Origin of the sequence: Vreelandella zhanjiangensis DSM 21076, from assembly GCF_000377665.1 — a bacterium.
Lineage (GTDB): Bacteria > Pseudomonadota > Gammaproteobacteria > Pseudomonadales > Halomonadaceae > Vreelandella > Vreelandella zhanjiangensis.
In genome coordinates this window covers 51,208-57,207 of sequence record NZ_KB898657.1, presented here as the reverse complement: position 1 = coordinate 57,207, position 6,000 = coordinate 51,208, and the positions used below count along the sequence as shown (strand labels likewise).

The following is a 6,000-nucleotide window of genomic DNA, read 5'->3' as shown; positions in this document are numbered from 1 at the left end:
CTGCTTACCGGCGCAAACTCGCGGAGTATGGTGTGATCCAGAGCATGTCACGCAAGGGAAATTGTCTCGATAATGCCGCCATAGAGAGCTTCTTTGGAACGCTGAAGTCTGAATATTTCTACCTGAACCGGTTCGACAATATTGAACAGTTACAGGCGGGCATCCGACGCTATATCCATTACTACAACTACGAGCGCATTAAGACCAAGCTAAAAGGCCTGAGTCCGGTACAGTACCGAAATCAGGCCTTGGCCGCTTAGTTTTTTTACTGTCCAAATTTATGGGGTCAGTTCAATTTGGGCGGCGTTTACGCGTGTAGCTTAAGCGGGCTGCAGGTCAATCAGTGTCTTGCCCTGGCTGGTAGCCTGCAACGCTGATGGTACCGGTTTGGCCGCTTTCAAGCGCCGCAAGCATTGGTTCAGCCTGGGCCTGGAAAGCAATCAGCGTATCGCCACTTAGCCCCATGTTTTCAGGCAACTCCACTGACATTGCATTCACCGGAGAGTTGTTAACGATGACTTCATAATGCAGGTGAGGGCCCGTGCTGCGGCCTGTGTTACCCGAAAGCGCGATACGCTCGCCCATGGTCACCCGATCGCCCTGGCTAACCAGCGGCTGGGAAAGGTGCAGGTAGCGCGTGCGGTAGCCGTTATCGTGGCGTACAACGATGTAGCGCCCGGCAGCCGGGTGATTGGCCACCCGCTCGACGCGGCCGTTGGCCGGAGCAATGACGGAGGTACCAATCGGCATGGCAAAATCGGTACCGTTATGTGGGCTGATGCGGCCGGTGACCGGATGCTTACGCTGAGGGTTGAAGCCCGAGCTCATACGGTAGCTGCCCTCAAACGGGTAGCGCGCAAACGAGGGGTCGAGGCTATTGCCATCAGGTGTATAGAAGTGGTTGTCGGTGGCATTGCGTACTACGGTCAGGTCCATGCGCTCGCCGTTGTATTTCACCGCCAGAACGCGTGAATCGAGAGCTTCGCCTTCAATCATGTCGGATTCGACCAGCACCTGGAATTGATCGCCCCGGCGGCTGTCACGACGGAAATCCAGTTTCTTCTCCAACAACTTGGTCAGCTCGGTGACTGAGCCGCTGCTTAAACCAGTGGCTTGAGCGGAGCGAGCAAAACTACCGCTAACGCTACCTGCATATAGGCGCTGAACCGGCTCGCCCTGGCGCTCGATGGCAGTCACGGCAAACTGGCTGTCTTCGCTTTCGACCAGCACCCCGTCGCGGGTGTTTTTCATCATGCGAAGCGATAACAGGCGACCGTTCTCGTCGAGCATATAGTCGAAACTATGGCCTGCCCGCCAATTAGTCAGCATTCGCGGTTCGGGCAAATCATCAAGCAGAGTTAATACTTCGCTATAACCTAAGCCCAGCTCATTTTGCGCCAGCACGGCAAAGGTTTCACCGGATTCAACAATATGTGTTTTCCATTCCGGTACAAACGGCTCTTCCGCAGCAAGTTCTAGCTCCAGGAACGAGACGTCGTCAAACAGATCGATTCCGTAATCTTCATACGAAGTGGCATCGGCGATTTCGACAGAAGAGCTGGGGTCGATATCGAGCATGCCGCTTGTCAGCGTACCCACAACAATGGCCATATGCAGTGCGCCGTTATCGATAGGGCTGTTGTGTAAGGCAGGGGGGCTGGACGAATGATGATCCGCTAAAGAGGCCTCTGCACTTGAAATAACGTCGAGATCAACAATCTCTTTAACGGCTAAATCGCTTAACGGAATATGTTCGCGGGTAGCATCAATCGCGCGGGTGGCCCGGTTGATGGCATCCGCGACAGGCGTTCGTTCTTGATGAAGGGAAGGAATGCCCGGCGCAGAATCGCTGGGAAGCGGCACTAAAACGCTTTCCAGTGGAGTATGAGGTTGGTTCAAATCTTGATACGTAGTGATTAACTTTTGTGCGCCCAGCACTGTGACCATCGTCGCCACAGGTAACAGTAATAATTTATGCGTGCGGGGCAGCGAATGGAGGATTCGCAACATGGGTAAATAGGCCGCCAAGTTCGTGATCAAAAAAGTAACATGAAAGTAGACGGAACCATACCCCATGAGTGAGGGGGTTCATAGACTGTATATCTATACATAAAAGATACTTCTGCTAAAAAGCAGAAATAGCTAACTAACCTTAAGATTTTTGAACACTGTTTGCTAACAAAGGTAAACGAGTAGCTGCCATATTCGTTTCGAAGCACTTACTCTGCTACCTTTGCCAAGCTTAAACAAGTGCTAATTAATGACTTAAGCATAGACAAGCACATCTCGATGTAAAGGTTGTATAACGTTTATTCATCATAGAAATATATGTGTTAGCTCAAATTTCAATTATTTTTTATTAAAAATCAATAAATTAAATAAGTTCTAAAAATAATTAACTGATTTCTTGACCCTTGGGAAAATTAGTCTGAAGCTAACCTGCATCATATCGGACGTAGAACGCACAGCTTAAAAGCATTTTTTTTGTAACAAAAAGTTAACCGAGAGGTTTTTGAGGCAGTTTACGCTCTGAAGCGTTCAGACTGATGGTTATTAATGGGGCCAATATGATGGCCTATCAAGCGCTCAGGGCGATTGAAGTGAGAGAGTGAACGCGCACAGTGGGCAATCAAGGCTTACTAAGGCTGCCTCATACCCCCGAAGACGCGAGGTTGCTTGTAACAATATGCTTAAGTCTTATTGAGCATTAATTTTGCTGAATAAATTCTAAATTAGCAGTGCTTATTTATGATTACTGGCATTCTAGGCATGGTTTTTCGAATATTAAGCGGATGGTTTCGCGATTTAGTATCGAGGGAGTCGAAATGTCCCGGGTGACACTTGCACAATGGAAAATGCTGGCAGCCGTCGTTGATCATGGTGGATTTGCGCGTGCGGCAGAGGTTGTACATAAAAGTCCCTCTACTCTGAATCATGCGGTTCATAAGCTTGAGGAGCAGTTAGGTGTTCAGGTGCTTGAGCCCATTGGGCGTCAGGTTCGTTTAACCGAAGCGGGGGAGTTGTTGCTTCGCCGTGCGCGTCAGCTCATCGAAAGTGCGGCTTCACTTGAAGATGTTGCCTCACGGCTGGCGGAAGGCTTGGAAGCTGAAATCGTGTTGGCGATTGACCAGGTTTTTCCCGCCGCCGCACAGGCCAAGGCCATGGAGCGCTTTTCCGAGATGTATCCCCAGGTACGCGTTCAGCTGCACGAGAGTGTACTCAACGGTGGTACGGAAATGCTTTACGATGGGCGCGCCGATTTAGTGATATCGGGTATGGAGGCGCAAGGCTTTTTAGGCGAACCGCTGGTCAGCGTACGCTTTATCGCGGTGGCGCATCCTGAGCATGCGCTACACCAGCTAGATAGAGCACTTGATTTACGTGATCTGGCTCAGTATCGCCAGCTTGTCGTGCGCGATTCAGCGCTACGCCAATCGACCGACGCTGGGTGGTTAAAAGCTGAGCAGCGCTGGACGGTAGGGCACTTGAACACGTCGCTTGATATGTTGAAACGCGGCCTGGGGTTTGCCTGGATGCCCGAAACGCGTATTGCAGATGATATTCGCCGTGGCGAGTTAAAGCCGCTGCCATTAACCGCGGGTAGTATCCGTGAAGTGCCTATTCAAATAATTTTTCGTGACCGTGATCGCGCGGGACCTGCGGCTCATGCGATGGCCACCGCGTTAAAGCAGGCCGTTGGCGAGCTATGCCCCGAAAGGTTCGATTCTCTCGAATGAAGCGCCTTAAAACATCCGCTTGAGCATCTGCTCGACAGGGTTATGCTTAATGAATACTAGGCCTATAGCTGGCTTTTAATCACCCTGTCAGGAGATTCTTTATGGGTCTGCTCGTTAATGGCGAATGGCAAGATCAATGGTATGACACTAAAAAGAGTGGCGGCGAGTTTGTTCGTGAGTCTGCTCAGTTGCGCGATTGGGTCGGCGTTGAGCCAGAAACCGACGGTGCTTGCTATCCTGCTGAAAAGGATCGTTATCATCTATACGTTTCGTTAGCCTGCCCCTGGGCACATCGCGTATTGATCATGCGCAAGTTGAAAGGGCTTGAGCCTCTGGTAGGTGTATCGCACGTAAGTCCTCTGATGCTTGATAAAGGCTGGACCTACCATCAGGATGAAGGCTCAAGTGGCGATGCGGTTAACGGCGTTGATTACCACTACCAGCTATATACCATGACTAATCCTACCTATACCGGCCGGGTCACGGTGCCGGTACTGTGGGATAAGCAGCGCAGTGCCATCATCAATAATGAGTCTGCGGATCTGTTACGTATTTTTAATCGCGCTTTTAATGAATTCACTGATAATCGTCTGGATTTCTACCCAGAGGATTTACGCGAAGCAATTGACGCGGTAAATGCCGATGTTTACGACCATATTAATAACGGCGTATATAAAACGGGCTTCGCCACGGAGCAGGACGTTTATGAAAAGCACGTAAACGCACTGTTTGAAGCGTTAGGTCGAATGGAAAAGCGTCTGGATACCCAGCGCTACCTGGCGGGTGAGTGGCTAACGGAAGCCGATATTCGTCTGTTCACTACGCTTATTCGTTTTGATGCGGTGTATTACGGCCACTTCAAATGCAATTTCAAACGTATCGAAGACTTCCCTAATTTGGCTAACTACGTGCGTGAGATTTATCAGTGGCCGGGCGTTGCCGAAACGGTCGATATGGATCATATAAAGCGTCACTACTATTACAGTCACGATACGATCAATCCAACACGTATCGTACCTGCAGGGCCGATGCTTGATTTTGAGCGCCCCCATGATCGTGAACGGCTGCCGGGGCAGGGCATATGGATTAGTCAATAGTGATAAAGCAAGCAGCAAATCTGCTGAATGATGCCATGAAAAAAGGGCTGCCGTTAGGCAGCCCTTTTTATTTTAAACTTCATCAACCAATAAACCGGTACTACTCGTTATTGGATACGGCGTCGCGTGTCGACTGCCAAGCACTTTGTGCACCATCCCGAGTAGTGTCCCAGGCATCGCGTGCATTAGCCTTGGTTTGTTCCCACCAGTCACGGTCGTAGGCTGGGAAGCCTTCGACTTCTTCGGCGGTCGCATCAAGAATAATACGATGCTCTGTGTCACCATCACTTTCGGTGTGCGTTTCAAGCGAGAAGTAATCGGTGCCTACTACAATTTCCCGGCCGCCAAGGCCCAGTACCGCGCCGCTTTCAATGACTAGCGCGTTAATACGCATCTCTTCATCAAACAAGATGTTTTCAACTTCGCCAATCTCATCGCCCGAACCGTTGGCAAAATACACCTCGGCATCAAGAATGTCTTCGGCGGAATACATGCCTTGCGGCTCTTGGGACGCTTGCGCACCAAACGCCAAGCTGCCTAATAGTGCAGTTCCGATAGCGGTTGTCAGCATTGATTTACGCATAGCATCTCTCCATGTCGCTAGTAATATCAGTAAGTACCGATGGGGATTCCTATTAATCACCAATACTTATAATCATCAGTACTTAGTAAATCGGTTAACCAAACATTAATGACGATATCAATGATTAGAGTTTTTTTGGTGATTACAGACCGTTGGCCCAGTCATCGGCACGCTTTTCAGCCTGCTCGCGCTCAAGACCGTACTTTTGCTGAAGCTTGCCAACCAGTTGATCCTTTTTACCACCAATCTGATCAAGGTCATCATCGGTAAATTCACCCCAGCTAGCGCGGGCTTTACCTTTCATTTCAGTCCATTTGCCTTCGATTTGATCCCAGTTCATATATCACTCCTTGAATTGCTGAACATGTTAAGGCACCTATTAAGTTAGACCATATTTAAACAAGTGCAAGTAATGTTGTTTAATTTGGGTAAAGTAAAAAGACTAGCCATTCGTCTATTGCGGTGTTAGGATGCGCGCTCCTCGCATGTGTTGACCCCTCCATCACGACGATAAGCGTTTGCCTACGTAGTTTTTACATCTGGGTAGTTTTTATATCTGGATACGTAGCAAGGCTTGCGGGAA

6 protein-coding genes are annotated in these 6,000 nt (G+C 49.5%); 3 read left to right on the top strand and 3 right to left on the bottom strand.

The annotated features are described in order from the left end of the window. Positions 1-260, top strand: a 260-nt coding sequence (locus D467_RS0118635) for an IS3 family transposase (RefSeq protein WP_018916814.1), incomplete at its 5' end; no start/stop codon positions are given. 76 nt (positions 261-336) lie between these two features. Here D467_RS0118635 and D467_RS0118630 read toward each other — a convergent pair. Then, complete coding sequence (locus D467_RS0118630) at positions 337-2,010, bottom strand: peptidoglycan DD-metalloendopeptidase family protein (RefSeq protein ID WP_040460670.1); 1,674 nt, start codon at positions 2,008-2,010, stop codon at positions 337-339. Between the two features lie 815 nt (positions 2,011-2,825). Between D467_RS0118630 and D467_RS0118625 the strand changes: the two genes are divergently transcribed. Then, a complete protein-coding gene (locus D467_RS0118625; RefSeq protein ID WP_018919056.1) occupies positions 2,826-3,737 on the top strand; it encodes a LysR family transcriptional regulator in 912 nt (303 codons plus the stop codon). Positions 3,738-3,838: 101 nt separating this feature from the next. Continuing rightward, positions 3,839-4,834: a glutathione S-transferase family protein gene (locus D467_RS0118620; RefSeq protein WP_018919055.1), complete on the top strand. Its 996-nt coding sequence runs from the start codon at positions 3,839-3,841 to the stop codon at positions 4,832-4,834. A 100-nt stretch (positions 4,835-4,934) separates the two neighbouring features. Here the strand turns inward: D467_RS0118620 and D467_RS0118615 are convergent, their stop codons facing one another. Beyond that, entirely contained in the window at positions 4,935-5,417 is a 483-nt protein-coding gene (locus tag D467_RS0118615) for a PRC-barrel domain-containing protein (RefSeq protein WP_018919054.1), read from the bottom strand. Positions 5,418-5,559: 142 nt separating this feature from the next. Further along, the gene (locus D467_RS0118610; protein ID WP_018919053.1) at positions 5,560-5,757 is read right to left on the bottom strand and encodes a CsbD family protein; all 198 of its coding nucleotides are present in this window, start codon (positions 5,755-5,757) and stop codon (positions 5,560-5,562) included. Positions 5,758-6,000: the final 243 nt, after the last annotated feature.